The sequence below is a fragment of the Acetobacter sp. P1H12_c genome (assembly GCF_018811975.1).
Lineage (GTDB): Bacteria > Pseudomonadota > Alphaproteobacteria > Acetobacterales > Acetobacteraceae > Acetobacter > Acetobacter persici.
This window is the reverse complement of sequence record NZ_JACRVR010000004.1, coordinates 114,012-137,741: the sequence shown is the minus strand read 5'-3', so window position 1 is coordinate 137,741 and position 23,730 is coordinate 114,012. Positions and strand designations below refer to the sequence as shown.

Here is a 23,730-nt window from a genome sequence, read left to right as displayed (position 1 = left end):
TCATGACCCGTCCTGCCTTCTCCTCGCCCCGTCATATTCTGGCATTTGATTCCGGAATTGGGGGGCTGGGAATTGTCAGGGCGATTCGAACACTCTGCCCCGCCGTTTCTGTCAGCTATCTGGCGGATACGGCGGTTTTTCCTTACGGCGAGCAGGATGATGCCTTCCTGACAGACAGGATTGTCTCCCTGCTTTCCGCCGCTATTCGCAGGTTGCGTCCGCAGGCTGTGGTGGTCGCGTGTAATACCGCCAGCACGCTGGCGCTGGATGCCTTGCGCGCTTCCTGCCCGGATATGCCGTTTATCGGCTGCGTCCCCCCCATCCGCTGGGCCGCCCGCACCACCAGAACCCATGTCATCGGCCTGCTGGCCACCCGCGCCACCAGCACACGTCCTTATCTGAGCAGGCTACAGGCGCTGTATGCACCTGACTGCACGCTGATCGCCCATGCGGCGCCGGGCCTTGCCGCCTGTGCTGAGCAGGTGTTCCGGGGGCACCCCGTACCGGATGAAGTAATCCGCGCCGAAATCGACGGCTTGTTTACCCGAGACTGTTCCGCACAGCTTGATACGGTGGGGCTGGGCTGCACGCACTATACCTTCCTGCTGGACCAGCTCCGGGCAGTCTCCCCCCCCGGCATCACATGGCTGGACCCGGCTGAGGCCGTCGCCCGCCATACGGCGACCGTTCTTGAAAGCCTGCCGGACAACGTTCCGGCTCCTGAACCGGCCCGTGCATGGTTTACGGCAGAGCCCCCAGAGAGTTCTGCTCTGGTCAGAGCTTTGCCTGCCTATGGCTTTGATACTATTGCTTTATGGGACGCAGAAAACGCCACACATCCTGCCTGAAACCCGTCTGAAAAACAGACGACAATATTTCAGGGAAAGGATCAGAAGGCTTTTGGCCCGGCTTGTCCTATCGGACGGCGCATGACCACAAAAAAGGCGGCCCGTAAGCCGCCTTTTTTACACAAACCGCTTAAATCGCTCTCAGCGTTCGCGGCTTGCCGAATAACTGGCTGTCTCAATCAGCAGAGACCGAATTTCACACTCCGGGAACAGCGCCAGTGCTTCCCGCGCTTTGGCAGCATATTCTTCCGCCTTGCGCAGCGTGACACCAATGGCATCTGTCCGGGCAATCCGGTCCAGAGCAGCCTCCAGATCTTCCGGCTGCTGCTCAGAGTCTTCAATCACACGACGCCAGAAAACGCGGTCTTCCTCGCTTCCGGCTTCATAAGCCGCCAGAACCGGCAGGGTGACTTTCCCTTCCCGGAAGTCATCTCCCACTTCCTTGCCCAGCACAGCCTGATCGGCCGCGTAATCCAGCGCATCATCCACAAGCTGGAACGCCATGCCCAGATTAGCGCCATAGACCCGCAGAGCCTCACGCCATTCCGGTGAGGACTCACCAATCACGGCCCCGGCTTCACACGCGGCCGCAAACAGTGCCGCGGTTTTGCCATAGATCACCTGCAAATACTGATCGACCGAAGTGGAAAGATCATTCTGCGTGGTCATCTGCATGACCTCACCTTCCGCCAGCGTGGCAGACGCGGCAGACAGAATCGCCATCACATCAAGCGAGGCATCAGCCGTGAGAATCTGGAACGCGCGGGCAAACAGGAAATCACCCACCAGCACGGACGCCTTATTGCCAAAAATGGCATTGGCACTAGCAAGCCCACGACGGAGCTGGCTTTCATCCACCACATCATCATGCAGCAATGTCGCGGTATGGATGAACTCAACACAGGCGGCAATTTCAACATGCCGCTGCTTGCCGTCCTGATTATCATATCCGCAGAGCCGCGCCGCAGCCAGCGTCAGCAACGGCCGCAGGCGCTTGCCCCCGGCGGCAACAAGATGCGCGGCCAGTTGCGGGATAAGCGCAACCGGGCTCTGCATCCGTGCAACAATCACCTGATTACAGACGCGCATATCCTGCGCGAGGTAATCGGCCAGGGCTTTTAAGCCCGCTTCTCCTGGCTTACTCACAGAAACACTAGATCCATCCTGGCTTGTGGCCCTACCAGATTCTGGCAGGCTAACTGCAACACCCAAACGCTATATCCCCCAGCCATGGGATGAGTTGACGCCCAACCATATGCGGGGCACCAGAAAAACGGTCAAGCTTGAACCGCTTCAAGACTGCCAGACACTTTTTGTTAAGACGCGTTTATGGCCCATTCTTCAGACTTTTCTCATGACACTTTGCTGGGGGGACGCATTGCCTATTCCCAGTTCCGCATTGGGTACAGAACCGGCCTGGAACCTGTGCTTATGGCCGCGGCCATCCCTGCCCGCGCCCCGCAGCGCGTGGCGGAAATCGGCTGCGGCGCGGGGGCAGGCCTCCTCTGCCTGAGCCAGCGCATAGCAGGCCTGAACGGTACCGGCGTGGAGCAGAACCACGAGACAGCCGACCTTGCGCGCCAGAACCTGAGCGCCAACGCACGAGACGGTTTTACCATTCTCAACGCCCGCTTTCCGGATACCCTGCCGGACGGGCTGTTTGACCATTGTTTTGCGAATCCGCCCTGGCACGCGCCAGATGGTACCGCCTCCCCCACGGAGCGGCGGGATCTCGCCCGCCGGGCGGAACCTGATACCCTGAAATTGTGGATACGCGGCGCGACACGCCTGCTCCGCCACAAAGGCAGCCTGACGCTGGCGCTCCCCGTCAGCCTGATGGCTGCGGCCATTGCACAGTTGACAGAGAGCGGCTTTGGCGGCGTGACGACTTATCCCTTCTGGCCGAAAGCCGGACGGGAGGTGCGTATTCTGCTGCTTCAGGCCCGCTACGGCGTACGCAGCCCTGCGCGCCTGCTGCCCGGCATGATTTTACATGAAGAAGATGGGGGCTTTACCCCACAGGCACGCACCGTGCTGGAAAGCGGAGCCGCCCTGCCGGGACTGTAAGAGCTATTTGCGCACAGGAGATTTCCGCACAGGCGCAATGCCTCCACAACGGCTTCCCTGCTGGCCCTGCGGCTTCCTGCTTCTCTGTGCAGGCATAACGCCTCTCGCACACTTATACAGGCTGTAATCAGCTTTCAGGAGCCGAGACTTCACAGCCCCGACTCCTGCCAGATGGCTTACTCGAAAACAGACGCCTCAAAGGCTTCTTCCCACGTCCCTGTGGTGGACGCGCGGCTGTATTCCGTAGCCCGGTTTTCAAAGAAGTTGGTGTGTTCCACCGCGTTCAGCATGTCGTCCAGCCAGGGCAGCGGATTGGTTGTGGTGTTGTAGAGCGGGTCCAGACCCAACTGGATCAGACGACGGTCCGCAATGAAGTGGATGTAGGTTTTCACCTGCTCCGCATTCAGCCCTTCAACCGCCCCCATTTCAAACGCGAGGTCAATAAAGGCCTCTTCATGCTCAACAATGGTCGCACAGATTTCACGCAGTTCCTGCTGGAACGCATCCGTCCAGATTTCCGGGTTCTCATGCACAAACTCACGGAACAGACGGATAACGGACAGGCAGTGCAGGGTTTCATCCCGCACGGACCACGAGACAATCTGCCCCATCCCCTTCAGCTTGTTGAAGCGCGGAAAGTTCAGCAGGATGGCGAAGGACGCAAAAAGCTGAAGCCCTTCGGTAAACGCGCCGAAGGCTGCGAGCGTCTTGGCGATTTCATGCTTGCTGTCCACAGAGAACGCCTGCATGTAATCGTATTTATCCTTCATTTCCTTATACTTAAGGAATGCAGAATATTCCGTCTCCGGCATACCCAGCGTATCCAGCAGATAGCTGTAGGCCGCGATATGGATGGTCTCGATGTTGGAGAACGCTGAGAGCATCATCAGCACTTCAGTCGGTTTGAACACCCGGCTGTAATGCTTCATGTAGCAGTTGTTCACCTCAACGTCAGACTGGGTGAAAAACCGGAAAATCTGCGTCACAAGGTTCCGCTCACTGTCATTCAGCACGCGGTGCCAGTCTTTCACGTCATCAGCCAGCGGCACTTCTTCCGGCAGCCAGTGCACGCGCTGCTGCGTCAGCCAGGCATCATAAGCCCAAGGGTAGCGAAAGGGCTTATACACGGGATTAGCGGTCAGCAGGTCAAAGTGCTGTTCCTGTTCGCCCGGTACGGCGGGTGTTTCGCTCATGAGACCATCCTTACAACGGAAAGTTTTAAAATCATCGGGTTACGAGAGGTTATGCCACCTTACTGGCAGGCCAGACACTCATCATAATTGCTCCCGTTTGTCGCCGGTTCCTCGGCCGTCACCCCGGCCCGCTGCGCGGCTTCGGCGGCCAGCACCCCTTCCTTCGTCAGCACATTACTCACCGTATCCGCACGCTGGATGGACAGGGAGCGGCAATAATAGAGTGACTTCAGCCCCTTCTTCCATGCCATGTGGTGGATCTGGTGCAGGTCGCGCTTATGCACGTTGGCCGGAAGGAACAGGTTGACCGACTGCGCCTGACACACATACGGTTGGCGGTCCGCCGCATGTTCCACAATCCAGCGCTGGTCCAGTTCAAACGCTGTCTTGAAGACATCCTTTTCCTGCTGCGTCAGGAAGTCGAGGTCCTGCACGCTGCCTTTGTTCAGAGTGATGAAGGACCAGATTTCTTCCGTATCCTTCCCCTTCTCCCTCAGCAAAGTCTGGAGATGCCGGTTACGCACCGTGAAGGAACCGGAAAGCGTTTTCTGCAGGAACACGTTCGCCGCAATGGGCTCAATCCCGGGGCTGGCATTGCCTGCAATAATGGAAATGGACGCCGTGGGCGCAATCGCCATTTTGTTGGAAAAGCGTTCCTGAATGCCGTATTCGGCCGCATCGGGGCAGGCTCCACGCACCTCTGCCAGCTTGCGGGAGGCCGCATCGGCCTGCTCACGAATATGCTTGAACACCTTGCGGTTCCAGACTTTGGCCACAACGCCCTCAAACGGCACATTTCTAGCCTGCAGGAAGGAGTGAAAGCCCATGACGCCTAGCCCAACTGAACGCTCGCGGGAAGCCGCATAGGCCGCCTTCTTCATTTCTGGCGGTGCGCGGTCAATAAAGTCCTGCAACACGTTGTCCAGAAAGAGCATCACGTCTTCAATAAACTGCGGCTTGTCGTGCCACTGGTCCCACGTCTCAAGATTGAGGGAGGACAGGCAGCACACAGCCGTCCTCTGCTTACCGTGATGGTCAATTCCGGTCGGTAGCGTAATTTCCGAGCAGAGGTTTGAGGTCTTCACCTCAAGCCCGGCCAGCTTATGGTGCTCCGGCCGCGCATTGTTCACATGGTCGGAATAGACAATGTACGGCTCACCCTGCTCCATCCGGGCCGTAAGGATACGAATCCACAGCGCACGGGCAGAGACTTTGCGGACAACGGAATTGTCACGCGGGGAAAGCAGTCCCCATTCTTCATCCGCTTCCACAGCGCGCATAAACGCATCGGACACCAGCACCCCGTGATGCAGGTTGAGCGCCTTACGGTTAGGGTCCCCCCCGGTCGGGCGGCGGATTTCCACAAACTCTTCAATTTCCGGATGCCAGACAGGCAGATACACCGCAGCGGACCCACGGCGCAGCGACCCCTGACTGATTGCCAGCGTCAGGCTGTCCATCACGCGGATAAAGGGGATGACGCCGGACGTCTTACCGTTGCGGCCCACATTTTCACCAATGGAACGCAGATTGCCCCAGTAGGACCCAATGCCGCCGCCTTTGCTGGCCAGCCAGACATTTTCGTTCCAGAGGCCGACAATGCCTTCCAGACTGTCATTCGCTTCATTCAGGAAGCAGGAAATCGGCAGGCCGCGTGTTGTGCCGCCATTGGAGAGGACCGGCGTTGCGGGCATGAACCAGTGCTGGCTCATATAATCATAAATCCGCTGCGCATGCCCCGCATCCGCCCCGTAATAGGACGCCACGCGGCCAAAGAGATCCTGATAGCTCTCATCAGGCAGCAGATAGCGGTTATCCAGCGTCGCCTTACCAAACGGAGTCAGCAGGGCATCCCGCGTGCGGTCCACACGCACCTGATGGTGGCCCGGCAACTGCACCATGTCTTCCAGCTTGCCGGGTTCAAACAGGTCGGCTTCTTCCCCGGAGCCGGACATGGAACGACGGTTTTCATTTTCCTCAACGTCGATCAGACTCATGTGGCGTGCTCCGGTTTTTTGCATTTACGTGATCTGGGTCTGGAGACACAGCAGAGACGCAGGGCTTTGATCCGCGCTCTTGTGCCTCACCATATGTCGCGTTCATGCGACATATGCGCCCCTATATCTAGTGATTTTTTTGCACTCAAACCGTCAAAAAAGTCTTGTGTTTGAAAAGATAGAGTTTTTGGCTGATCATAAATTGTTTCAGCCCTCAAAAGTTTTTTGGCCCGCTCGAATCAGGCCGGACATCTCCATCCGGCGGCGTGACTCCTCAATCCCGTCCGCCACCGCCAGAGCGGCCGCCAGCGCCCGCCGTCCGGCGCGCGCATCGACCTTGACGGCGGCTCCGTCCAGACAGGAGGCCACAAAGGCCTCATGCTCCGCAAACAGAGAATCATGATCTTTCCATGAAATGGCTTCCCGGCGGAATCCGCCTGTGCCGGGCAGCGGCAGACCTTTCTCCCGGCCAATCATGGTCAGTTCCCGCTTGCCGAAGTCGGCTGACAGATAACCTTCTTCAGAAAACAGGCGCATCCGCCGCTCTGTCTTCAGAGAAATACGGCTGGCCGTGATGGTCGCCACACAACCGTTCTCAAAGCGGACACGGGCATTGGCAATATCTTCATACTCCGAGCTGACAGCCGCCCCCAGCGCATCCACCTGCGCAATAGGGCTGTCCACAATGGCCAGCACCAGATCCAGATCATGAATCATCAGATCGAGAATCACGGACACATCCGTCCCACGCGGTTTGAAAGGCGCGATACGGGTGGCCTCAATATAAAGTGGCCGGGTGATTCGTTTTGTAATGGCCTCATGCTCTGCGGAGTAACGCAGCAGATGCCCGACCTGACACACCAGCCCGCTCTGCTCCGCCAGAGTAATCAGAAGGTCTGCCTGCTCCAGCGTTGCGGCAACCGGCTTTTCCACCAGCACATGCTTTCCGGCCCGGAGCGCTTCTGTCGCCAGCTCAAAGTGATACTCGGCAGGTGCAGCCACCACCACGGCATCACACGCCGCCAGCAGTTCCTCTACTGACTCCATAACGGGGCAACCGGCCTCTTTCGCGACCTCAGCCGCCCGCTTTGTGTCGGGGTCAAACAGGCCGATCAGTGTCTCGCGCCGGACGTCCTTAATTTTCAGAGCATGATAGCGCCCGAAATGCCCGGCCCCGATCACCCCAACCCGCAAAGTTTTGTCCATCTTTTCTGACCTTCCCGACCCTGTGCCACACAGCTTTCCGGCCAGCGGTAGCAGCCTCCTGCCAAAACCCCAAAACCATGAGGGCCCGGCAGAAAACAGACCTCCCGCCTGTTCTTGTTACGTTCTTTTTACAAATCGCTCTGAGCCAGCGCTGGCACACATCCCCGGCGCAAAATGAACCATGCCTCCGTAATGAGGGCGGCCTGACGCCCGCAAAAAACCATAAATTTTTTCTTGCGCGCCGACTCCGCCCGTCCTGCACAGAACAGCGTCCAGCCGCGCCGCCAGCCGCAGTTCCGGCCTGTTTCTCCGTGCGGAATGTGATGCAACCCCGCCACTCCCCCCTGCCGAATCCCCTATGCAGGGCCAGCAAATGTCTGTGGAGTGTTGCATCACACGCAAGGGAGCGGCATGTTCCGGGCGACAAAAATCGATTGATCAGGTGAGAATGTATTACAGCCGCCTCAAACTGGCCTCGGTAATGGGTGTGTGCCTTTTAGGGCTGCTGCTCTGCCTGCCCAATGGTCTGCGCAACCCCTTTCCCTCCATGCCCTGGCGCCAGATTCATCTGGGGCTGGATCTGCGCGGCGGGTCTTACCTGCTGATGCAGGTGGACCTGAAAAGCCTGACGCATGACAGGTTGCAGACCCTTGCGGACAGCACGCGTGACACGCTGCTGAAGTCCCAGCTTGGCTACCGCAACATCACCACCAATGCGGATACCAGCACGGTCTCCTTCATGCCGCGTGATGCGTCTGAAACAGAAGCTGACCTCGCGGCTCTCAGCAAGCTGCCCCGCGTGGTGCCGAACGAATTTACAGTCGCAAAGCAGGATAATGGCAGCATTGTCCTCACCCTCTCGCCGGAAGCCCTGAAGGCCCGCGCGCGTGAGGCTGTGACGCAGTCCATCGAGATTGTTCGCCGCCGCATTGACGCCACCGGTGCGGTTGACCCGGAAATCACCCGTCAGGGTGATGACCGTATTGTGGTCGAACTGCCCGGCGTGAGTGACCCCGAACGCATCAAGACCCTGCTGGGCACCACGGCAAAAATGACGTTCCGTCTGGTAGACCCCAACCCCATGCACGCAACGGCAGCGCCTCCCGGCGTCAGCCTGCTGCCGATGGCAACCGCAGGGGACGGCCCGCCGCTGCCGGTGTATGACCATGTGGATGTGGACGGCACGGACCTGACCAACGCAGGTGCCGTCATTGATTCCCAGAGCGGCGAATGGGCGGTGACATTCACCTTCGATTCCGTCGGCACCCATGCGTTCTCAACCGTCACGCAGGCCAATGTCGGTCGTCGCTTTGCGATCGTGCTGGATAACAAGGTGATTGAAGCCCCGGTTATCCGTTCCCCCATTACGGGCGGCAACGGTCAGATTACCGGCGGGTTTGATGCCCAGAAAGCGACAGACCTCGCGCTGATGCTGCGCGCTGGCGCCCTCCCGGCCCCGCTGAGCGTGATGGAACAGCGCACCATTGGCCCGTCTCTCGGGGCCGATTCCATCCGGGCTGGTATGCTCAGTCTGGCCGCAGGTTTTGTATTTGTTATCCTGTTCATGGCGCTGTTTTATGGCCGCTTTGGCTGGTATGCGAACGTCGCCCTGCTGGCCAACCTTGTGCTGATGGTCGCCATTCTGTCCCTGTTTGAAGCAACCCTGACCCTGCCGGGTATGGCCGGGATGCTGCTTACGCTGGGCATGGCGGTGGACGCCAACATCCTGATCAATGAACGCATCCGGGAAGAAGTGGCTCGCGGGCGCACGCCTCTGGCCGCCATGCAGGCCGGGTTTGAACGCGCCACCTCCACCATTGTGGACAGTAACGCAACAGCCCTGCTGGCCCACGTCATGCTGTTTGTGTTCGGCACCGGGCCTGTGCGTGGCTTTGCGCTCACCATCACCATCGGGATCGTGACCACCCTGTTCACGACCCTCCTGCTTTCCCGACTGCTTATGGTCCGCTGGTATGCGCTCACGCGCCCGACCAGCCTGCCGGTCTGAGACGAGGCGCTTATGTTTGGACGTCCTCTCCTGCGTTTTGTGCGCAAGGATACCCACATCAACTTCATGCGCGGGCGCTATGCGGGGCTGATTGTCTCGGCTGCGCTGTCTCTGCTTTCCGTCGTGCTGTTCCTGCATCCGGGCCTGACACTGGGGCTGGACTTCCGGGGCGGCATTGTGGTGGAGGCCAAAACCTCCGGCCCGGCTGACTTCACCAAACTGCGGAATGCTCTGGCCGCCCACAATGTGACCCACGCCTCCATTCAGGCCTTTGGCGCACCGGATGATGTGCTGATCCGCCTTGATGCCGGGGATGAGCAGCAGACCAACGCGATTGTGGACACCGTGCGTCATGCCGTTGCGGAAGCACAGCCGGGCACCACCGTCCTGCGGGCGGATGCTGTCGGGGCTTCGGTTTCTTCCGAACTGTTCCGCAACGGGATGCTGGCCCTCGGGCTGAGCCTAGCGATGATTCTGGGCTATATCTGGTTCCGGTTTGAGTGGGAGTTCGCCCTCAGCGCCGTTATCACGCTGGTGCTGGATCTGACCAAAACCATGGGTTTTCTGGTTATCACTGGCTTTGAGTTCGATCTGGTGATGGTTGCCGCCATTCTCACTATCCTCGGCTACTCCACGAACGATAAGGTAGTGGTGTATGACCGCGTGCGTGAAAACCTGCGCAAATACCGCACTATGCCGCTACGGGAACTGATTGACCTGTCAATCAACGAGACCCTGAACCGGACACTGGGCACCTCCTGCACGGTCTTTCTGGCATCCCTGCCGCTGGCCCTGTTTGGCGGGTCCACCCTGTCCGGCTTTGCATGGACCATGCTGTTCGGGATTGTAGTGGGCACATCGTCTTCCATCTTCATCGCCGCCCCCCTCCTGCTCTTTATGGGCGAGGGTCGCCTGAAGCGGGATGCCAAACCCCCGGCCTCACACAAGAGCGCCTAAACGCAAAAAAGCGTTCCACACCGCAGGGTGGGAACGCTTTTTTTATAGGGGCTGTGTGAAACAAACCGCCGCAGGGTTTATCCCCGCGCCATGCCTCAGCGGCTCCTCTACTGACAGCACAGCAAGCAACCCGATACCTCCTTCTGCCCCGCTGCGTTGCCCTGCGCGTTTTTAACGGCGGACGACAGAAGGCGGCGTGGGATCTGTCGGCTCAATCACCGCCAGAAAATTCTCCATTGCCTGCCCGGCATTTTTCAACTCGGTTCCGGAGGGATTATATTCCGCATTAAGAATGGCGGTCAGGGCGGCGCGATCCGCATTGACAATCTGGACAAGACGCTCACGCGAGACCTGACCGGACATGACCTGCCCGCGCGCCATGCCGCTGGCAATCACATAGCTGTAAATCAATGTGCGGGGGGTTGGTGTTATCTTCACCATGCCGGCCGAAGACTGGCAGCCAGCCAGCACCGTAAGGCCAGCCACCCCGGCCAGCAGGCGAAAAAAAACCGGAAATCCAGAAATGGAGCGCGTCATGCGACGAGCCTACTCCATATCTGTCTTTCCGGTAAATCTCATCAGCGCCCCGCAGGGCGCTTCAGATCAGGCTGAAAAAGCCCTCAGACCTTGCGGGCTGCCAGTTCATCACGGATCTGCTCAAGCAGAACTTCCGTTTTGGTCGGAGCCGGGGGCTCAGCCGGTGCAGCAGCTTCCTGCCCGTGCAGGCGGGTCAGCACTTTAACAAACCAGAAAATGACCAGAGCCATAATCAGGAACTGGATCACGGCATTGGCAAACAGGCCGATATTCAGGGTGACCGCACCGGCTTTCTGGGCTTCGGCCAGCGTTGCAAGATGCGGGCCTTTCAGCGTGATGAAGAGGTTGGAGAAATCAATCCCGCCAATCACCAGACCCAGCAGCGGGTTGAAAATGTCTTTCACAAGGCTGTTCACAATCGCTGTGAACGCGGCACCGATGATGACACCAACGGCCAGATCAACAACATTGCCACGCATGATAAATGCGCGGAATTCGCCCACCCAGCCGGGGGTGTGCAGATGGGATTTCACATCAGCCATAAATTTCTTTGTCCTTAAAGAGCGTACTATACTGATGTCTGTATCCAGCATGACACCTTTTTAACAAGCCTAAACCGCTTCGATTCGCTGACTTTTCTTGTCAGACGTGGCTTTTACAGCAACACCGCGCTGTTTTCCGGCGCACAGCCCGCAAAAACCGGACAATAAGCGCGCATGAGTTGTTGATCCCACCTGCACAGACGGCTATACGCACTCGCACGCATAGCCCGGTCGGTATCGGGACAGCCTTTTGAACGGAAAGACGCAACACATGAAACCCGGCATTCACCCTGACTACCACGAAATCACCGTCATCATGACCGATGGCACCGAATACAAAACCCGCTCCTGCGCAGGCAAGGCTGGTGACACGCTCCGTCTGGACGTGGACACAAAGTCCCATCCGGCATGGACCGGCGTGCAGCGCATGATGGACACCGGGGGCCAGGTTGCGAAGTTCAACAAGCGCTTTGCTGGTATCGGTACGCGCTCCAAATCCTGATCTGCGCCTTACTTACGCAGACTGGTTGAAAAATCGGAAACCCCGCCTCTTGAATCAGGAGGCGGGGTTTTCCACGTTTAGCCCTGAGGACAATGCCCGAAAACGGGGTTCTCCTCTTGTTATCCCTGCCGCATTACGCCCGCCAGACAGGGGGCTGTCCTGCCGCAAGACCTTGCTGAACGAGGAGGTTTTTTAACCATGAGTTACGATTTTGCACCGCTTTTCCGCACTGCTATCGGGTTTGACCGCCTGGCACAGGTGATGGACACCGCAGCCCGTAGCGCTGCAACCCCCAGCTACCCGCCTTATGACATTGCCAAAACCGGGAATGACAGTTACGCGCTGACCATGGCCATTGCTGGGTTTGGCCCGGATGATATTGAGCTGGTTGTGCAGGACAACACCCTGATTGTCTCCGGTCGCGTGAGCGACCCGCAGAATGAAGGGGAAATTCTGCATCGCGGCATTGCCCGCCGCGCCTTTGAACGCCGCTTTGCACTGGCAGACCATGTGGAAGTCACCGGAGCAGACATGAATAATGGCCTGCTGCGTATTTCCGTGCGCCAGATTGTGCCGGAAGCCCTCAAGCCACGCCGTATTCCCGTGCAGTCCGGCGCGGCATCTGAACTCACGCCAAAAGCTGAGACATCCGCACCGGAGCAGCCCGGCCTGCACAGGCCGGTCACTGCGCCTCCGGCGGCTGCCGCAGCATAATCACACCCGGTCAACACCGTAAAAAAGGGGGAACGCAGGTTCCTCCTTTTTTATAAGAGCGCATTTGTCGCTTGACCTGTGAGGGACGCTCCCCCCATATCGTCGCCACAGATGCGCGCCGGCAGGCACGCGGGCCTTCGGAATGGTTTCCGGACCGTCAGTTTCTCCGGTGCCTGCGCAAGCGCCGCCCGACGACAGGATGGAAGCAATGACGACCTTACCGCTGATGCCCAAGGCCACCGCCGTGTGGCTGATTGAAAAAACCGCCCTGAGCTTTACTCAGATTGCTGAGTTCTGCGGGATGCACCCGCTTGAAGTGCAGGCTATTGCCGATGGTGAGGTTGCTCAGGGGATTGTCGGGTATGACCCCGTTGCCAACCACCAGCTTAAGCAGGAAGAAATCAGCCGCTGCGAGGCTGACCCTGACGCCCGTCTGAAAATTCTGCCCACCAATAATCCGGTCAAGCGCCGCTCAAAAGGCGCACGCTATACGCCCGTCGCCAAACGCCATGACCGTCCGGACGGGATTGCCTTCCTGCTGCGTAACTTCCCGCAGCTGAACGACCTACAGATTGTTAAACTGCTGGGCACCACGAAGGACACCATTGCCAAAGTGCGTGACAAGCAGCACTGGAACACGCCCAACATCAAGCCGCGTGACCCTGTGACCATCGGCCTGTGCAGCCAGATGGATCTGAACGCTGCTGTGAACGCCGCCACCACGCGCCTTGAGCGCGAAGGGCTGGAAATTCCGCAGCCGCCACCGATGGATGTGATGGAACACGAGAAGAGCGGAGAGTAATCTCTCCGCGGCACTGGCGCACGCTGTGTCCGCCAGTGCCTTATTTTTTGCCAGTTTCTGGCAGGTTTCAGTCAGTCTCTCTGATTAAAAAGAGACGCTTTAGTCCCGGCTGCCCGCACATAGGGCCGGGAGACAGGGGGACTATGCTCTGTCAGGCAGACAGGCGCTCAATTTCTTCCTTGAGCCGCAACTTCTGCAATTTGAGACACATCAAAACACGTTCATCCGGTCTGGGCCGCCCGCCTTCTGAGGAGATCTGTTTATCGATCCGTGAGTGGCGGGATTTAAGACTCTCAATCCTGGACTGGTAGGTCATTGACTGCCTCCATTCGGTTGATGACACCTCACGGTAACGCACTCTCCGCGTGTTTTTTCATGTTTTTTTCACACTTCAGGCATTTTCGGTATGCGATAATCGCATATCTAAATTTTCTTCTTTTGCCGCTGGTCTCCGCCTCGCGCATGCGCAAAACTAGACTTAGAAAACTCTGGCAGACTCTGAAAAACCCCGTTCACACAGAGTCCTCATGCCACGCAGGAGAGGGACTAAAATGCTGAAAGACCGCGATTCACTCCTCGGCCAGCTCCATGAACTCCGCAGTGAACATCGTGATCTTGATACCATCATCACCCGGCTGACCGACGGCACGATCCTGACAGACCAGTTGCATCTCCAGAGGCTGAAAAAACGCAAATTACTGCTCCGTGACCGGATAACATGGCTTGAAAGCGAACTGATCCCCGACGATATTGCGTGACCATTTTTTCCACAGACCGGATCGTGCATCATCGTGAGCGAAACTGCCCCCCTGCCAACCGCCCCATCTCAGGACGCCAGCCTTACCCCTAAGGTTGGCATTATCATGGGCAGTCAGTCGGACTGGGAGACCATGCGCCATGCGGATGCCATCCTGACAGAGATGGGTATCCCCCATGAAACTCTGATTGTCTCCGCCCACCGCACGCCGGACCGTCTGTCGGATTATGCCAAAACCGCCGCAGACCGTGGCCTGTCCGTTATTATTGCCGGTGCGGGGGGGGCTGCCCATCTGCCGGGCATGTGCGCCGCATGGACCCGCCTGCCCGTGCTGGGCGTGCCCGTAGAATCCCGTGCCCTGAAAGGCATGGACAGCCTGCTCTCCATTGTACAGATGCCCGGCGGCGTACCCGTTGGCACACTGGCTATCGGCGCGTCCGGCGCCAAAAATGCAGCACTTCTCGCCACCTCCATCCTCGCCCTGCAGGACCCGGAACTGGCTGCAAAACTGGATACATGGCGCGCTCTGCAAACCGCGTCCGTTGCCAATACCCCGATTTCTGAAAACGACTGATGCCTGCTTCTTCTTCCCGTTCGCCTTCCGCCGCCCCTCTTGCGCCCAACGCCGTGATCGGCATTGTTGGCGGGGGGCAACTGGGCCGCATGTCGGCTGTTGCTGCCGCCAAACTTGGCTTCCGCGCACATATTCTCACGCAGGACCCGCATGGCCCGGCAGCGCAGGTTGCGCATCAGGTCACACTCGGCGCGTATGATGATCACAAGGCGCTGGACGCCTTCGCCCGCGCGGTCGATGTGATCACGTTCGAGTTTGAAAATATCAGTGCCGATGCGCTGGACTGCCTCGCACAGCACTGCCCGGTTCGCCCCTCCGGTGCCATTCTGCGCACCAGTCAGGACCGTCTGGCAGAAAAAACCTTTTTGTCAGACGCGGATATCCCGCTAGCCCCGTGGATGGCTGTCACGGACCACGCCTCTCTGCATGCCGCAGCGGAAACGCTTGGCTTCCCGTTCATCCTGAAAACCACCCGCAACGGGTATGACGGGAAAGGGCAGGCCCGCGTGTATGAGGCCTCCCAGCTGGAAGCGGCCTTTGCTTCCCTCACCCCGCATCCGCTGGTGGCGGAAGGTATGGTGGATTTCGCGTGTGAAATCAGCGTGATGGTTGTGCGCGGCACGGACGGCACAACACGCTGCTTTGCACCGGGCCTCAATTACCACCGGGACGGTATTCTGGACCTCACACTGGCCCCGGCCCCCGTGCAGGAAGAAACCGCGCAGCGTGCTCAGGCCCTTGCCACCGCTATTGCCGAAAAGCTGGACCTGATCGGTATTCTCGGCGTTGAGATGTTTATTGACCGGACAGGCACTCTGCTGGTGAATGAAATTGCCCCGCGCCCGCATAATTCCGGCCACTGGACCATGGATGCCTGCCCGGCGGACCAGTTTGACATGCATATCCGCGCCGTGGCTGGCCTGCCGCTGCCTCCGGCCCTGCGCCATTCTGACGCCGTGATGAAAAATCTTGTCGGCCCGGATGATATGGCGCTCTGGCCGGATATTCTCGCGACCCCCGGCCATATTCCGCACCTTTACGGCAAGGCGGAAGCCCGCGCGGGCCGCAAGATGGGGCATGTGAATATCCTGTTCCCCTATGGCAGCCTGCCCGGCGCTCTCGGAGTTCAGGACGCCCTTGGCCCTCTGGCAGACAAGCCGGAAACGGAAGACAACGACCAGTAAGGCATAAAGCCGCCGCCTCAAAACGGCGGCTTTAGAAAAATCCGTCTTCTTTCAGGCTGCACAGGCGACCACTGCCGATAATAATATGGTCCCACACCGTCACGCCCAGAAGGCTGGCCGCCTGCGTAATCCGCTGCGTCATGAGGATATCATCCTGCGAGGGTGAAGGGTCCCCGCTGGGATGGTTATGGACCAGCACCAGAAGACGCGCTTCAAGTTCCAGCGCCCGCCGCATGACTTCTCTTGGGTAAATGGGGGTATGGTCTACCGTGCCGCGCCCCAGCATTTCATCCGCCAGCAGGCGGTGCGCAGCATCGAGAAATAACACCCGCACCTGCTCAACCCGCTCATGCGCCAGCACCGCACTCAGATATGCTCTGAGCTGCGCCCTGTCTGCCAGCACTCCGGCACGGCTAAGGCGCGCTTTGTGCAACCGCACGGCGGCTTCCTGCACAAGACGCAGCGTAACCCGGAGCGCCGGGGTCTGCCCAACGGCTGCAAGCATCGCCTGATCCGACGCGGACAGGAGCGCCGCCAGAGACCCGAACTGACGCAGCAGAGACGTCGCCCACATATCCGCAGACGGGTGTTTTGGCGCAGTCAGCGTAATAAGCTGCGTCAGAACTGTGTGATCATCCGGCAGAGCAGCCGAAGCCCGTGCGTCCGCCAGACCCGGGGAAAACGGCAGATCGGGCAAGGGGGGCCGCTCCGGCACCATCTCGGCCTGAAGCCTGAATCCCGCAATATCCGCCAGTTCCGACCGGGACTGCCGCCCTTTGCTTTTAGGAAGCCGACTCACCATGCCTGCTGTTCCAGATGCCGGAAACTGCGCCACCGGCGGCCTTTCAGCACCACATGGTCATGCATGGTGACAGCCAGCAAAGGCGCTGCCTGCAACAAAGCCTGCACAAGGGCCCCATCATGCAAAAGCTGGCGGTCCGGCTGCACGTCGGCCCCGGCCAGCCTGACAGTAATCAGGGAACAGGCATGCAACGCCAGCGCGCGCTGCATAATGGCTGAGACAACCTGCGGTACCGGGAAGGTCTCACCCCCTTCCCCACGCATCGCCGGGCTCTCAGTCGGCAGTACTTCGTCGGCCAGCAAATGGTTCCGGCTATCCAGAAACAGAAGATGCAGAGACCCTGCCTCAGCCGTTGCCAGATGCGCGGCACAATAGGCCAGAAGCTTATCCCAGCTTCCAAGGTCAGAGCGCACCGGCTCCTCTGGCGCGCCAAGCCTGTCTGCCGCCAGCGGCACCAGCCCCAGCAGAGCAGCATTGTTGCGCGTTGCCCCGGCGGCTTTCAGAGCCTCGGCCGGGGCTTCCAGCACCGCCGCCAGAGACCCAAACTGATTGATCAGCGCCTTGGCCAAAGGTTTGGTATCCCGCCGGGGCACCCCCGGAAACAGAAGCATTTCCAGCAGTTCATAATCAGCCAGAGAGGCCGCACCGGCACTCAGCACCCGTACGCGCATCCGCTGCCGGTGCCCCGCAGGCCCGGTGGAGGAAAAAGGGACACCCCCTTCCCTGCTTTCAAAACTGCTCGGTTTTTCTCCTCTTTCAGAGGATACCATGCCACTGCTCCGATTGGCCTCAGGCTTTCAAGACGATATAAGGGCAAAGTGAATATGTCCGAAAACCCTTCCTCCGCGCTTTTTTCATCATCCTCAGGCCAAGGCGAGTCCTATCTCGCGCGTCTGAACCCCGAACAACGCGCGGCGATTGAGACCACTGACGGCCCCCTGCTGGTTCTGGCCGGTGCGGGCACAGGCAAAACACGGGTGCTGACAACACGTTTTGCCCATATCCTACTGACAGACCGGGCCAAACCCTGGCAGATTCTGGCCGTCACCTTCACCAACAAGGCCGCCAAGGAGATGCGGGAACGTGTCTCTCTCCTGCTCGGCAGCCCGGCGGAAGGGTTATGGCTGGGTACCTTCCATGCTCTGTGCGCACGAATGCTGCGCCGCCATGCGGATTATGTGGGGCTGACAAGCAGCTTCACCATTCTGGATACGGATGATCAGCTTCGCCTGCTCAAGCAGCTTATCGCGCCCTTCCAGATTGATACTAAACGCTGGCCCGCCCCGGGTATTCTGGGGGTTATCCAGCGCTGGAAGGACCGGGGACTGACGCCCGAGCGCGTGACCGATTCAGAAGATTCTGATTTTGCGGACGGCCACTGCCGCGCCATTTATAAAGCGTATCAGGAGCGGCTGATCCAGCTGAACGCCTGTGACTTTGGGGACCTCATGCTCCATGTCACGGAAATCCTGCGCACGCGGCCTGATGTGCAGGCGCAATACCAGCGGCTGTTCCGCTATATTCTGGTGGATGAATATCAGGACACCAACACCGTCCAGTATCTGTGGCTGCGCCTGCTGGCCCTGCGCCCCGGAGAGCCCGCCAATATCTGCTGCGTGGGGGATGATGATCAGTCCATCTATTCCTGGCGCGGAGCGCAGGTCGGCAACATTCTGCGATTTGAAAAGGATTTCCCCGGCGCAGAGATTGTCCGGCTGGAACGCAATTACCGCTCTACCCGCCATATTCTGGGCGCAGCCGCCGGGCTGATTGCGCATAATGATGAACGGCTGGGCAAAACCCTGCGCTCAGGCCGGGAGGATTCTGACGGCGAAAAAGTCCTCGTCGTCGGGGTCGGCGATTCTGACCATGAAGCGCGGGATGTCTGCGCCATGGCCGAGAAAATGCAGCGTGACGGCCACTCTCTGGCGGAAATGGCCATTCTGGTCCGCGCCGGGTTCCAGACCCGCGCGTTTGAAGAAAAGCTGGTGCAGAGTGGCGTGCCCTACCGCATTGTAGGCGGTGTGCGCTTTTATGAACGCGCCGAAATCCGCGATGCACTGGCCTATATGCGCGTGCTGAACCAGCCTGCGGATGATCTGGCGTTTGAACGCATTCTCAACACTCCCAAACGCGGCATGGGGCCTGCCGGGGTGCAGAAGCTGCATGCCGCAGCCCGCAGCCGTCAGGTTCCTCTGACGGAAGCAACCAAAATCCTGCTGGCGGAAAAAGTGCTGAAGGGGAAAGTGGGCGATCAAGTTCAGGCCCTGATGACCGCACTGGACACCACGCGCGATATTCTGGCGCGGGAAGGCCATGTGGTGGCCATTGAGCACCTGCTGGAAGAAAGCGGTTATCTGGCCATGTGGCAGGCCGATACCTCGCCCGAAGCCCCCGGACGGCTGGAAAACCTGAAGGAACTGGTCCGCGCTCTTGCCGATTTCGGCACGCTGGGCGAGTTTCTGGAACATGTGGCGCTGGTCATGGAGCATGATGAAAACGCCGGAGATGCCCGCATCTCGCTCATGACCCTGCACGGCGCCAAAGGGCTGGAGTTTGATGTCGTTTTCCTGCCGGGCTGGGAAGAAGGGGTTTTCCCCTCCCAGCGCACGCTGGATGAAGGCGGCAATTCCGGGCTGGAGGAAGAACGGCGGCTTGCTTATGTGGGCATTACCCGCGCGCGCAAACACGCCATGATTTTCCACGCGGCCCGGCGACGCATTTACGCCAACTGGCAGGATTCCATGCCCAGCCGCTTTCTGGATGAACTGCCGGACGAGCATATTATCCGGCAGGAAGAGCGCGATGCCTCCCTGCGCGGGCTGCGGGCCACGGAGTCCGTCTTTGCAGGCGGCGCCCCTCTGGTGGCCCGCAGACGCCGGGATCCGCTGGCCGGAAACACCCCCACGTTCCAGCTTGGTGAGCATGTGCGCCATCCCCGCTTTGGGGAGGGCATTATTGTCTCAGCCGATCACCATCATGTTGATGTCGCGTTTGAAGGCGTCGGTATCAAACACCTCCTCTCCTCCTTTTTAGAGAAACTTTAATGGCCGTTGCTCCCCGTCGTCACGCCACCGCTCTGGAAACGGTTGCGGTCACCGTTCCGGAACCTGCCGTAGAAGCGTTTGAAAACGCGATTGGCAGTGTCTGCACCACGGTTGGTATTTTTGAAGCCAACCCGGAAGGCACGCTGTGGCGTGTGGAAGGTGTGAAAGACGCCGGGCACCGTGAGGATGAACTGGCCGCCGCCCTCGTGCTGGCGCAACTGACCACCGGCGTGAACGCTGCGCTGGAGCGTGATGCGACAGAGGCCGAAGGCTGGCTGGCCCGCACCTATGAATCCTTCCCCGAGCAGGATGTCGGGCAGCGGTTTGTTATCCGCGGCACCCACCTGCCGGATGTTAAACACCCCACCCGCATCGCCCTGACGCTGGATGCCGGTGTCGCTTTTGGCTCTGGGGAACATGGGTCCACCCGTGGCTGCCTGCGCGCGCTGGAACGGATTGCCTACCGCAAACCCCGTAACATTCTGGATCTCGGCTGTGGCTCCGGCATTCTGGCCATGGCCGCCGCAGCCCTGCTGCACAAAAAGGTTCTGGCGGTTGATATTGAACCGTGGTCCGTACGCGTGGCCGCGCAGAATGCGGAGCGCAACGGGCTGGGGCGTGCGCTCACCTGCCGTCTGGGCAATGGCTGGAAAACCCCGGAAATCCGGCACAATGCTCCGTATGATCTGGTCTTTGCCAATATTCTGGCCCGCCCGCTCTGCCTGATGGCCAAAGATCTGGCCCACAATCTGGCTCCCGGCGGCACGGTCATTCTGGCAGGGCTGCTCCGCACCCAAATCCGGATGGTTCTGGCCGGACACCGCAGGCTCGGGCTGATACTGGAACACACCTTTACAGAGGGTGACTGGGCCACACTGGTCCTGCGTCGCCCTTACGCCCCCAAGCCCTGAAAACCCGGCCTGCATGGCTCCACCATGCAGGCTTTTTTAGTCCGCATATTGTTTCCAAGATCGTCTTTAAAGGTCCGCCATGCCGTCCGCTTCCGCCTCCCGCCTCGCCGCTCTGCGCACCCTCCTGCAACAGCACGGGCTGGATGGGCTGATTATTCCCCATAGTGATGAATTTCTGGGAGAATATACCCCACCCTGCGCTGAACGTCTGGAATGGCTGACGGGCTTTAGCGGCAGCGCAGGCATGGCCGTCGTTCTGGCGGACTCCGCAGCCGTATTCTCGGATGGCCGCTACATCACCCAGATGGATCAGCAGGTGGATGGCTCCTGCTGGGAACGCCAGCATATCTACCAGACACCGCCCAGCGCGTGGCTTGCCAGCAAGGCCCCGAAAGCCGCCCGCATCGGCTATGATGCGCGGATTATGAGCAGCGCGGAACTGCGGCCTTTCACGACGCTGGATAGCATCACCCTGGTCCCTACCGACAGCAATCTGACAGATATCCTCTGGACAGATCGCCCCGCCTTCCCGGCAGCCCCCGCCACCATTCACCCACTGGTTTATGCGGGCGAATCCTCACAGGACAAACGGACCCGTCTGGGGCAGACTCTGGCTGCCTCCGGGCTGGCCGCCGCTGTGCTGAGCGATTCGGCCTCTGTCGCATGGCTGCTGAACATCCGAGGCACGGACATCCCCTGCACACCCGTTGTTCTGGCATTCGCCGTGCTGCATGCCGATGCCTCTGTGGACCTGTTCCTTCAGGCCAGTAAACTTCCGGCAGACGTAAAGGACTGGCTGGGGCCGGACGTACGCGTGCATGAACCCGAGACGCTGGATAGCGTGCTGGCGACCCTCAGCGGCAAGACCGTTGGCGTGGACCCGGCAAGCAATGCCGTCTGGTTCAGCCAGACCCTGACCCGCCACGGCGCCACGGTGCAGGACAGCTCGGACCCGTGTCTGCTGCCCAAAGCCCGCAAAAACGCCACCGAACAGGCAGGCACCCGCAAGGCGCACCTGAAAGACGGCATTGCCCTGTGCCGCTTCCTGCACTGGCTGGATACGGAAGAGGCCCGCGGCACGACCGAGCTTCAGGCCGCCAACCGGCTGGATTCCTTCCGGGCAGAAGGCGCTGACTATCGCGGCGAATCCTTCCCTGCCATTTCCGGCGCGGGGCCGAATGGCGCGGTGATCCATTATCGCGTTACCCCGGAGAGTGACCGGGTTCTGAACGCCAATGAAGTCTATCTGATTGATAGCGGCGGCCAGTATCCGGAAGGCACGACGGATGTAACCCGCACCGTCTGGACCGGCCCGGATGCCGCCCCTGCCCGCCTGAAGGAAACCTTTACCCGCGTCCTGCGCGGCAATCTGCGCCTTGGCCGCGCCCGCTTCCCCGCTGGCACCACGGGCCACGCTCTGGACGCACTGGCCCGGTATGACCTGTGGCAGGCCGGTCTGGATTATGACCACGGGACAGGCCACGGCGTAGGCAGCTTTCTCTCGGTACATGAAGGCCCAGCGCGGATTTCCAAAAACCCGTCCGCCATCACGCTGCAAGACGGCATGATTCTGTCCAATGAGCCCGGCTATTATGAACCCGGCGCTTACGGCATCCGGCTGGAAACACTCGTGCTGGTGCATAAAAAGGACGGTGAGAACCGCCCCGGTTATGCGTTTGAGACGCTGACTCTGGCCCCGTTTGACCGCAGGCTGATCGATACGGCGGTTCTGGGCGAGGAAGACTGCCAGATTCTGGATGCCTACCATGCGCAAATCATGGAGCAGATCGGCCCTCACCTGCCGGAAGAGGCCAGAAACTGGCTAAAAACCGCCTGCGCGCCCCTCAAGAGGGCGTGAGAGGCGGGTTTTTTCGCAACTGGTCACGCAATTGGGAATCGCCTGCTGGGCGGAAGAAGAGCAGAAAAGTTGCGAAGTGAAGGGAGCTTCCAGAATGACGACAGACAGCAAAACCATCCCCACTACTCTTATCGCCGGTGATGGGATCGGCCCTGAGATTGTTGACTCGGTTACCGAAATTCTTGATGCCGTTGGCGCCCCGTTCGAATGGGACCGCCAGCTTGCCGGCATGGCCGGTGTCGATGCGGTGAATGACCCGCTGCCCAAACAGACCATTGAGAGCATCCGCCGCACCGGCCTTGCTCTGAAAGGCCCGCTGACCACACCGGTTGGTGGCGGCTTCAAATCCATCAACGTCACCCTGCGTCAGGAATTCGGGCTGTTTGCCAACCTGCGCCCCACCAAGACGATTGTCCCCGGTGGCAAGTTCGACAAGATTGATCTGGTCCTGTTCCGTGAAAATCTTGAAGGCTACTACGCCGCCATGGAACACTACATTCCGGTTGGTGATGACCCGAAGGGCATCGCCCTGAGCAGCGGCTTCAACTCCCGCACGGAATGCCGCCGCATTGTAAAGTTTGCTTTTGAGTATGCGCTCAAAAACAACCGCAAGACGGTGACCATTGTTCACAAAGCCAACATCCTCAAACTGCTGACTGGCCTGTTCCTTGAAGAAGGGCGCAAGGTTGCTGAGGAATATAAAGGCCGCGTTGCCTTTAATGAGCGGATTGTCGATGCCTGCGCCATGCAGCTTGTCATCAATCCCTGGCAGTTTGACGTGATTGTCACCACCAACCTGTTTGGTGATATCCTGTCTGACCTTACGGCTGGCCTTGTTGGCGGTCTGGGCATGGCTCCGGGCGCAAACATTGGTGAAAAAGCCGCTGTGTTTGAAGCCGTGCACGGCTCCGCACCGGATATCGCGGGACAGGGCATCGCCAACCCGCTGGCCCTGCTGCTGGCTGCCGTCATGATGCTCCAGCATGTGGGTCGTCAGGATCTGGCAGACCGGATTGACCTTGCGATCAAAAAGGTCATCACGGATGGCGGCCTCCGCACCAAGGATCTGGGCGGCAACGCAACGACGAAAGATCTCACCGCCGCTCTCAAACAGCAGCTGGTCTGAGTTCTTTCAGAAAACGGGAGTGCGGTTTGCGCCGCCTCCCGCTTTTTTGAGACATTTCTGCGTTTTCTCTCGTCGTTTCTTTACACAGGCCCCGCTGC

Annotated in this window: 23 protein-coding genes; 14 read left to right on the top strand and 9 right to left on the bottom strand. The window is 59.4% G+C overall.

Annotation, left to right across the window (positions count from 1 at the left end; translation table 11 throughout):
* The first annotated feature begins 2 nt into the window (after window positions 1-2).
* A complete protein-coding gene (locus tag KP699_RS04970; protein ID WP_215761816.1) occupies window positions 3-848 on the top strand; it encodes a glutamate racemase in 846 nt (281 codons plus the stop codon).
* Window positions 849-989: 141 nt separating this feature from the next.
* Here the strand turns inward: KP699_RS04970 and KP699_RS04965 are convergent, their stop codons facing one another.
* Window positions 990-2,060: a polyprenyl synthetase family protein gene (locus KP699_RS04965; RefSeq protein ID WP_077930038.1), complete on the bottom strand. Its 1,071-nt coding sequence runs from the start codon at window positions 2,058-2,060 to the stop codon at window positions 990-992.
* Window positions 2,061-2,177: 117 nt separating this feature from the next.
* On the opposite strand from KP699_RS04965, the gene KP699_RS04960 reads away from it, so the two are divergent.
* The gene (locus KP699_RS04960; RefSeq protein WP_215761815.1) at window positions 2,178-2,915 is read left to right on the top strand and encodes a tRNA1(Val) (adenine(37)-N6)-methyltransferase; all 738 of its coding nucleotides are present in this window, start codon (window positions 2,178-2,180) and stop codon (window positions 2,913-2,915) included.
* Between the two features lie 176 nt (window positions 2,916-3,091).
* Here the strand turns inward: KP699_RS04960 and KP699_RS04955 are convergent, their stop codons facing one another.
* The 3 genes from KP699_RS04955 to KP699_RS04945 all read right to left on the bottom strand — a co-directional run bounded on the left by KP699_RS04955 (window position 3,092) and on the right by KP699_RS04945 (window position 7,311).
* On the bottom strand, window positions 3,092-4,108 hold the full coding sequence (locus KP699_RS04955) for a ribonucleotide-diphosphate reductase subunit beta (RefSeq protein WP_077930040.1): 1,017 nt from the start codon (window positions 4,106-4,108) through the stop codon (window positions 3,092-3,094).
* A gap of 59 nt (window positions 4,109-4,167) precedes the next feature.
* Window positions 4,168-6,105, bottom strand: coding sequence for a ribonucleoside-diphosphate reductase subunit alpha (locus KP699_RS04950; protein ID WP_025828148.1), 1,938 nt, complete (start codon window positions 6,103-6,105; stop codon window positions 4,168-4,170).
* 207 nt (window positions 6,106-6,312) lie between these two features.
* Window positions 6,313-7,311: a Gfo/Idh/MocA family protein gene (locus KP699_RS04945; RefSeq protein WP_086655310.1), complete on the bottom strand. Its 999-nt coding sequence runs from the start codon at window positions 7,309-7,311 to the stop codon at window positions 6,313-6,315.
* 442 nt (window positions 7,312-7,753) lie between these two features.
* Between KP699_RS04945 and secD the strand changes: the two genes are divergently transcribed.
* Window positions 7,754-9,319, top strand: coding sequence for a protein translocase subunit SecD (secD, locus tag KP699_RS04940; RefSeq protein ID WP_215761841.1), 1,566 nt, complete (start codon window positions 7,754-7,756; stop codon window positions 9,317-9,319).
* A gap of 12 nt (window positions 9,320-9,331) precedes the next feature.
* The gene (gene secF / locus KP699_RS04935) at window positions 9,332-10,276 is read left to right on the top strand and encodes a protein translocase subunit SecF (protein WP_025828146.1); all 945 of its coding nucleotides are present in this window, start codon (window positions 9,332-9,334) and stop codon (window positions 10,274-10,276) included.
* Window positions 10,277-10,447: 171 nt separating this feature from the next.
* Here secF and KP699_RS04930 read toward each other — a convergent pair whose 3' ends face one another.
* Together KP699_RS04930 and mscL are read right to left on the bottom strand one after the other, a co-directional pair.
* On the bottom strand, window positions 10,448-10,813 hold the full coding sequence (locus KP699_RS04930) for a hypothetical protein (protein WP_215761814.1): 366 nt from the start codon (window positions 10,811-10,813) through the stop codon (window positions 10,448-10,450).
* A gap of 83 nt (window positions 10,814-10,896) precedes the next feature.
* On the bottom strand, window positions 10,897-11,355 hold the full coding sequence (gene mscL / locus KP699_RS04925) for a large conductance mechanosensitive channel protein MscL (protein WP_025828144.1): 459 nt from the start codon (window positions 11,353-11,355) through the stop codon (window positions 10,897-10,899).
* 271 nt (window positions 11,356-11,626) lie between these two features.
* On the opposite strand from mscL, the gene rpmE reads away from it, so the two are divergent.
* The 3 genes from rpmE to KP699_RS04910 all read left to right on the top strand — a co-directional run bounded on the left by rpmE (window position 11,627) and on the right by KP699_RS04910 (window position 13,373).
* Window positions 11,627-11,857: a 50S ribosomal protein L31 gene (gene rpmE, locus KP699_RS04920; protein ID WP_025828142.1), complete on the top strand. Its 231-nt coding sequence runs from the start codon at window positions 11,627-11,629 to the stop codon at window positions 11,855-11,857.
* Between the two features lie 198 nt (window positions 11,858-12,055).
* Entirely contained in the window at window positions 12,056-12,571 is a 516-nt protein-coding gene (locus KP699_RS04915) for an Hsp20 family protein (protein ID WP_249210721.1), read from the top strand.
* Between the two features lie 208 nt (window positions 12,572-12,779).
* Window positions 12,780-13,373, top strand: coding sequence for a DUF1013 domain-containing protein (locus KP699_RS04910; RefSeq protein WP_025828139.1), 594 nt, complete (start codon window positions 12,780-12,782; stop codon window positions 13,371-13,373).
* Between the two features lie 151 nt (window positions 13,374-13,524).
* On the opposite strand, the gene KP699_RS04905 is transcribed toward KP699_RS04910, so the two are convergent.
* On the bottom strand, window positions 13,525-13,689 hold the full coding sequence (locus tag KP699_RS04905) for a YdcH family protein (RefSeq protein ID WP_077930046.1): 165 nt from the start codon (window positions 13,687-13,689) through the stop codon (window positions 13,525-13,527).
* 235 nt (window positions 13,690-13,924) lie between these two features.
* On the opposite strand from KP699_RS04905, the gene KP699_RS04900 reads away from it, so the two are divergent.
* The 3 genes from KP699_RS04900 to KP699_RS04890 are packed head-to-tail and all read left to right on the top strand — an operon-like array spanning window position 13,925 to window position 15,888.
* Entirely contained in the window at window positions 13,925-14,131 is a 207-nt protein-coding gene (locus tag KP699_RS04900; protein WP_025828137.1) for a YdcH family protein, read from the top strand.
* A 33-nt stretch (window positions 14,132-14,164) separates the two neighbouring features.
* Window positions 14,165-14,704, top strand: coding sequence for a 5-(carboxyamino)imidazole ribonucleotide mutase (gene purE / locus KP699_RS04895; RefSeq protein ID WP_212374223.1), 540 nt, complete (start codon window positions 14,165-14,167; stop codon window positions 14,702-14,704).
* Entirely contained in the window at window positions 14,704-15,888 is a 1,185-nt protein-coding gene (locus KP699_RS04890) for a 5-(carboxyamino)imidazole ribonucleotide synthase (RefSeq protein WP_215761813.1), read from the top strand. Before purE ends, KP699_RS04890 begins: the two co-directional genes overlap by 1 nt.
* Before the next feature lie 31 nt (window positions 15,889-15,919).
* On the opposite strand, the gene KP699_RS04885 is transcribed toward KP699_RS04890, so the two are convergent.
* Together KP699_RS04885 and KP699_RS04880 are read right to left on the bottom strand one after the other, a co-directional pair.
* Window positions 15,920-16,690 (bottom strand): RadC family protein, encoded by a 771-nt coding sequence (locus KP699_RS04885; protein ID WP_252346801.1) that lies wholly within the window; start codon window positions 16,688-16,690, stop codon window positions 15,920-15,922.
* Window positions 16,684-17,460, bottom strand: a complete 777-nt coding sequence (locus tag KP699_RS04880) for a RadC family protein (protein WP_215761812.1) — start codon at window positions 17,458-17,460, stop codon at window positions 16,684-16,686. Before KP699_RS04880 ends, KP699_RS04885 begins: the two co-directional genes overlap by 7 nt.
* 54 nt (window positions 17,461-17,514) lie before the next feature.
* Here KP699_RS04880 and KP699_RS04875 point away from each other — a divergent pair, with 54 nt between their 5' ends.
* From KP699_RS04875 to KP699_RS04860, 4 genes are all read left to right on the top strand, one after another.
* Window positions 17,515-19,737 carry an ATP-dependent helicase gene (locus tag KP699_RS04875; protein ID WP_215761811.1) on the top strand — a complete coding sequence of 741 codons (2,223 nt, stop codon included), beginning with the start codon at window positions 17,515-17,517 and terminating at the stop codon, window positions 19,735-19,737.
* Window positions 19,737-20,648, top strand: coding sequence for a 50S ribosomal protein L11 methyltransferase (locus tag KP699_RS04870; protein ID WP_215761810.1), 912 nt, complete (start codon window positions 19,737-19,739; stop codon window positions 20,646-20,648). The genes KP699_RS04875 and KP699_RS04870 overlap by 1 nt, the downstream gene beginning before the upstream one ends.
* Window positions 20,649-20,727: 79 nt before the next feature.
* Window positions 20,728-22,506: an aminopeptidase P family protein gene (locus KP699_RS04865; RefSeq protein WP_215761809.1), complete on the top strand. Its 1,779-nt coding sequence runs from the start codon at window positions 20,728-20,730 to the stop codon at window positions 22,504-22,506.
* Window positions 22,507-22,600: 94 nt separating this feature from the next.
* Window positions 22,601-23,632, top strand: a complete 1,032-nt coding sequence (locus KP699_RS04860) for an isocitrate/isopropylmalate dehydrogenase family protein (protein WP_077930053.1) — start codon at window positions 22,601-22,603, stop codon at window positions 23,630-23,632.
* The last annotated feature ends 98 nt before the right edge of the window (window positions 23,633-23,730 follow it).

Coding starts and splice junctions, on each gene's coding strand:
- KP699_RS04885 (WP_252346801.1), bottom strand. CDS start 16,690: ATGGTGAGTCGGCTTCCTAAAAGCAAAGGGCGGCAGTCCCGGTCGGAA.
- KP699_RS04955 (WP_077930040.1), bottom strand. CDS start 4,108: ATGAGCGAAACACCCGCCGTACCGGGCGAACAGGAACAGCACTTTGAC.
- KP699_RS04870 (WP_215761810.1), top strand. CDS start 19,737: ATGGCCGTTGCTCCCCGTCGTCACGCCACCGCTCTGGAAACGGTTGCG.
- KP699_RS04900 (WP_025828137.1), top strand. CDS start 13,925: ATGCTGAAAGACCGCGATTCACTCCTCGGCCAGCTCCATGAACTCCGC.
- KP699_RS04865 (WP_215761809.1), top strand. CDS start 20,728: ATGCCGTCCGCTTCCGCCTCCCGCCTCGCCGCTCTGCGCACCCTCCTG.
- secF (WP_025828146.1), top strand. CDS start 9,332: ATGTTTGGACGTCCTCTCCTGCGTTTTGTGCGCAAGGATACCCACATC.
- rpmE (WP_025828142.1), top strand. CDS start 11,627: ATGAAACCCGGCATTCACCCTGACTACCACGAAATCACCGTCATCATG.
- KP699_RS04890 (WP_215761813.1), top strand. CDS start 14,704: ATGCCTGCTTCTTCTTCCCGTTCGCCTTCCGCCGCCCCTCTTGCGCCC.
- KP699_RS04945 (WP_086655310.1), bottom strand. CDS start 7,311: ATGGACAAAACTTTGCGGGTTGGGGTGATCGGGGCCGGGCATTTCGGG.
- KP699_RS04910 (WP_025828139.1), top strand. CDS start 12,780: ATGACGACCTTACCGCTGATGCCCAAGGCCACCGCCGTGTGGCTGATT.
- KP699_RS04915 (WP_249210721.1), top strand. CDS start 12,056: ATGAGTTACGATTTTGCACCGCTTTTCCGCACTGCTATCGGGTTTGAC.
- KP699_RS04875 (WP_215761811.1), top strand. CDS start 17,515: ATGTCCGAAAACCCTTCCTCCGCGCTTTTTTCATCATCCTCAGGCCAA.
- KP699_RS04930 (WP_215761814.1), bottom strand. CDS start 10,813: ATGACGCGCTCCATTTCTGGATTTCCGGTTTTTTTTCGCCTGCTGGCC.
- KP699_RS04860 (WP_077930053.1), top strand. CDS start 22,601: ATGACGACAGACAGCAAAACCATCCCCACTACTCTTATCGCCGGTGAT.
- KP699_RS04950 (WP_025828148.1), bottom strand. CDS start 6,105: ATGAGTCTGATCGACGTTGAGGAAAATGAAAACCGTCGTTCCATGTCC.
- KP699_RS04905 (WP_077930046.1), bottom strand. CDS start 13,689: ATGACCTACCAGTCCAGGATTGAGAGTCTTAAATCCCGCCACTCACGG.
- KP699_RS04970 (WP_215761816.1), top strand. CDS start 3: ATGACCCGTCCTGCCTTCTCCTCGCCCCGTCATATTCTGGCATTTGAT.
- mscL (WP_025828144.1), bottom strand. CDS start 11,355: ATGGCTGATGTGAAATCCCATCTGCACACCCCCGGCTGGGTGGGCGAA.
- KP699_RS04960 (WP_215761815.1), top strand. CDS start 2,178: ATGGCCCATTCTTCAGACTTTTCTCATGACACTTTGCTGGGGGGACGC.
- KP699_RS04880 (WP_215761812.1), bottom strand. CDS start 17,460: ATGGTATCCTCTGAAAGAGGAGAAAAACCGAGCAGTTTTGAAAGCAGG.